This window comes from Aeromicrobium sp. Leaf272 (assembly GCF_001422865.1).
In the GTDB taxonomy this organism is placed as follows: domain Bacteria; phylum Actinomycetota; class Actinomycetes; order Propionibacteriales; family Nocardioidaceae; genus Aeromicrobium.
Genome location: NZ_LMMY01000009.1, coordinates 221053 through 225405, shown reverse-complemented (window position 1 = coordinate 225405; position 4353 = coordinate 221053). Strand labels below are relative to the sequence as shown.

General features: G+C 72.2%; 4 protein-coding genes. 3 read left to right on the top strand and 1 reads right to left on the bottom strand.

Annotated elements, in window-relative coordinates:
• The 3 genes from ASF38_RS18635 to ASF38_RS17005 form a co-directional block, all read left to right on the top strand.
• A partial coding sequence (locus ASF38_RS18635; RefSeq protein ID WP_255353798.1) for an amidophosphoribosyltransferase occupies positions 1 to 640 on the top strand: 640 nt, incomplete at its 5' end.
• Positions 637 to 1725, top strand: a complete 1089-nt coding sequence (gene purM, locus ASF38_RS02630; RefSeq protein WP_056573455.1) for a phosphoribosylformylglycinamidine cyclo-ligase — start codon at positions 637 to 639, stop codon at positions 1723 to 1725. The genes ASF38_RS18635 and purM, both read left to right, overlap by 4 nt.
• Before the next feature lie 93 nt (positions 1726 to 1818).
• Positions 1819 to 1995, top strand: a complete 177-nt coding sequence (locus ASF38_RS17005) for a DUF3073 domain-containing protein (protein WP_082480278.1) — start codon at positions 1819 to 1821, stop codon at positions 1993 to 1995.
• A gap of 382 nt (positions 1996 to 2377) precedes the next feature.
• Here the strand turns inward: ASF38_RS17005 and ASF38_RS02625 are convergent.
• Positions 2378 to 4353: MMPL family transporter (locus ASF38_RS02625; RefSeq protein WP_056573453.1), on the bottom strand; the 1976-nt coding region annotated here is incomplete at its 5' end.

Genomic DNA, 4353 nt, shown 5'->3' with positions numbered 1-4353 from the left:
CTTCTCCGTCCGCGCCGAGATCGGACGCCGCCTCGCCCGTGAGCACCCCGTCGACGCCGACCTGGTCATCCCCGTGCCGGAGTCGGGCACCCCTGCGGCCATCGGCTTCGCCGAGGAGAGCGGCATCCCCTTCGGCCACGGGCTGGTCAAGAACTCCTACGTGGGCCGCACGTTCATCCAGCCGTCGCAGACCATCCGCCAGCTCGGCATCCGGCTCAAGCTGAACCCGCTGCGCGACGTCATCGCCGGCAAGCGCCTCGTGGTGGTCGACGACTCGATCGTGCGCGGCAACACGCAGCGCGCCCTCGTGCGGATGCTGCGCGAGTCCGGCGCCGCCGAGGTGCACGTGCGCATCTCGAGCCCGCCGGTCAAGTGGCCGTGCTTCTACGGCATCGACTTCGCCTCGCGCGCCGAGCTCATCGCCAACGGCATCAGCGTCGACGAGATCTGCCGCTCCATCGACGCCGACTCGCTCGCCTACGTCGAGCTCGACCAGCTGGTCGAGGCGACGAACGTCCCCAAGGACAAGCTGTGCCGGGCCTGCTTCGACGGGATCTACCCCGTGCCGCTGCCCGAGGACGACTTGATCGGCAAGCACCTGCTCGAGTCCGACGTCACGCCGTTGAAGGTGATCCAGTGACCAGTGCCGCCGATCCCACGACCACGGAGCCGAGCGCGTACGCCGCGTCCGGAGTCTCGATCGAGGCGGGCGACCGCGCCGTCGAGCTGATGAAGGAGTGGGTCGACAAGGCTCGGCGCCCCGAGGTGGTCGGTGGCATCGGCGGCTTCGCGGGCCTGTTCGACGCGTCGGCCCTGAAGGACTACCGCCGGCCGCTGCTCGCGACGTCGGCCGACGGCGTGGGCACGAAGGTGCAGATCGCCCAGCGCATGGACGTGCACGACACCATCGGCTTCGACCTGGTCGGGATGCTCGTCGACGACCTCGTGGTCTGCGGTGCCGAGCCGCTGTTCATGACCGACTACATCGCGTGCGGCAAGGTCGTGCCCGAGCGCATCGCCGACATCGTGAAGGGCATCGCCCAGGCGTGCGCCGAGTCCGGCACCGCGCTGCTCGGCGGCGAGACCGCCGAGCACCCCGGACTGCTGCACCCCGACGAGTACGACGTGGCCGGCTCCACCACCGGTGTGGTCGAGGCCGACGCGCTGATCGGCGCCGAGCTCGTCCGCCCGGGCGACGTCGTCGTCGCCATGGCGTCCTCCGGCCTGCACTCCAACGGGTACTCGCTCGCGCGCCACGTGTTCTTCGGGACGGCGCAGTGGTCCCTCGACCGCGACGTGCCCGAGCTGGGTGCCACGCTCGGCGAGGCCCTGCTGACGCCCACGCGCCTGTACACGCTGCCGTGCCTCGACCTCGTGCGGCGCACGCAGACGCACGCCATGTCGCACGTGACGGGCGGTGGGCTCGCGGCCAACCTCGAGCGAGTGGTCCCCGAGGCCGTCTCGGTGCGCGTCGACCGGGGCACCTGGGTGCGGCCGGCGATCTTCGACCTGGTGGCCGACCTGGGTGGCGTCTCGCAGGGCGACCTCGAGGAGGCGCTCAACATCGGCGTGGGGATGGTCGCCCTGGTCGCGCCCGACGACGCAGACGCGGCCGTGCGCCTGCTGGGCGAGCACGGCGTGGAGGCCTGGATCGCCGGCGACGTCGCCGAGGCAGGCGTGCACGGACCGGGCGGCAGCGTCACGCTCGCCGGGACACACGCCTGACTCTTCGACCCGGTGCCAGCGACGTTGGCGGGGTTTGGGTAGGGTGGGCCCCACGACATACTGACGATTTCTTTCTGCGAGGGGGTCGGACCCATGGGGCGCGGCCGTGCAAAGGCAAAGCAGACCAAGGTCGCACGCGACCTGAAGTACCGGACCTTTGATCCGGACTTCGACGATCTGCAACAGGAACTCCACCACGACTCCGGTGACCCGATCCCGGACCAGTACGCCGATCTCGCCCAGAAGTACGGGGACGAAGCCGCCAGCTGACGCGGTCCGGCCGTGGTTCCGCGGCCGTCGTCGTGGGGCGGTCGTGGGCTGGCGTCTGCCCGCGAGGGCGGGTCCGGCGGTGCGCTCAGGCGGCCCGACGTGCACTGCGGATGTGTCTGCGCGGCTGGGTCCTGTCCTGAGGCTGCGACGACGCGGCTCCGCGTCGACCTGCGCTCCGAGCGGAGCCTCGGCCGTCGGACGGGTGCGCGCTCGGTTCGGGCCGTCAGAGGTAGGTGGCGCGCGTCATCCGTCCGTCGAAGGCAGGTGGCGCGCGGATACGAGGTGCCTATCCGCGCCTCACCTACCTCTGACGTGCTCATTCCGCGCGCCACCTACCTCTCACCCGCTGTGCCCTGGGTGGGGGAGCCGGCGCCCCGCGGGGTCAGGCCGGGCGCGACAGCCGGCTCGGCCACCAGAACCGGCGGCCGCACCAGGCGACCAGGGCCGGCGTGACCAGGCCACGCACCACCACGGTGTCGAGCAGCACGCCGAAGCCGACCAGCACGCCCAGCTGGGCCAGCAGCACCAGTGGCAGGACACCGAGGACGGCGAACACGGCAGCCAGCAGGATGCCGGCACTCGTGATCACGCCACCGGTGACGGCCAGGGCCGTGACGATCGACCCGGTCGCGTCCCCCGTCCGACGCATCTCCTCCCGTGCGCGCGCGGTGAGGAAGATGTTGTAGTCCACGCCGAGCGCCACCAGGAAGACGAAGGCCAGCAGCGGGGTGCCCACGTCCATCGCCGACCAGCCGAGCACGTGGTCGAACACGAGCCACCCCACGCCGAGGGCCGACAGGTAGGACAGCACCGTCGTCGACGCCAGCAGCAGGGCCGCGACCACGGAGCGCAGCAGCAGGAGCAGCATGCCGAGCACGACGGCCAGGACGACCGGGATGATGACGCCGCGGTCCCGGGCTGCGGTGTCGGCCTCGTCGAGGGCCTCGGCGTCCTGGCCGCCGACCAGGGCGTCGGGGTCGACGTCCTGCACGGCGGTGCGCAGCAGCCCGACCGTCCGCAGGGCCGCTTCGCTGGACGGCTCGTCGCTCAGCACCACGCTGACCTCGGCGATCCCGTCGCCCTCGCGGCCCACCTCGGCCGAACGGACGTCGGGCACGTCGCCCGCGGCACGGGCCACCTGCTCGGCCCGCTGGGGCGTGGTGACGATGCTCGTCGGCGCCGACGAGCCGGCCGGGAAGGCCGACGACAGCGTCTTCTGCGCGGTGATCGACTCCGGGGTGTCGAGGAACTGCTCGTCCTGGCCGAGGCCGGTGCGCAGCCCGAGCGTGCCGAGGGCCATCAGGACCAGGATCACGAGGCCGCTGACGGTCACGACGACGGGACGACGGGTCACGGTCGTGCCGACCCGACGCCAGAGCCCACGCTCGGACGGGTCGGGGTCGCCGACGCGGGGCACGAACGGCCAGAACAGCCAGCGTCCGGGCAGCGTCATGGCGGCGGGGAGGACGACCAGGGCGAAGAAGACGGCCACGACGATGCCCGCAGCACCGGACAGGCCGATGCGGCTGACGAACGGCGCGTCGGCCAGGAGCAGCGCCAGCAGGCCGATCACGACCGTGCCGGAGCTCGACAGGATGGCCGGTGCGGCTGCGCCGACGGCCTGACGCATGGCCTCGCGGCGATCCTCGTGGCGGCGCAGCTCCTCGCGGTAGCGCGCGATGAGCAGGAGTGCGTAGTTGGTGCCGGCGCCGAACACGAGCACCGACGTGATGCCGGTGGTCGAGCCGTCGATCGGGATGTCGGTCAGGCCCGAGATGGCCTCGACGACCTTCGCGGCGACGCGGTCGCCGAGCCCGATGACGATCAACGGGACGAGCCAGAGCCACGGGCTGCGGTACGTGACGATGAGCAGCAGGGCCACCACGATCGCGGTCGCGGCGAGCAGGCGGAAGTCGGCGCCCTCGAAGACGGCGCCGAGGTCGGCCTGGACGGCCGGGGCGCCCGTCACCTCCGCGGTCAGGCCGTCGGGCAGGGCCTCGCGGACGTCGGCCCGCAGGTCCTCGATCCGCTCGGAGTTCTCGTCGGTGCCGACGCCTCCGGGCAAGGGGACGGTAAGCAGGGCGACCGTGCCGTCCTGCGACGGGACGGGTCCGGCGACCTCGCTGTCGAAGGACGATCCCAGGTCCTGCGAGAGCCGACCCAGGGCAGCCAGCTGCGTGCGGTCGATGCGCTCGCCGCCGTTGGAGACGACGACGATCGCGGGAGCGTCCTGGCCTCCGGGCAGGTCGGCGAGCCGGTCGCGCGCAACCGCGGACTCGGCGTTGTCGGGCAGGTTCACGGAGGCGTCGGTGCTCTCCGTGGGCCCGGGGGCCAGAATGAGAACGGCTGCCGAGAGCA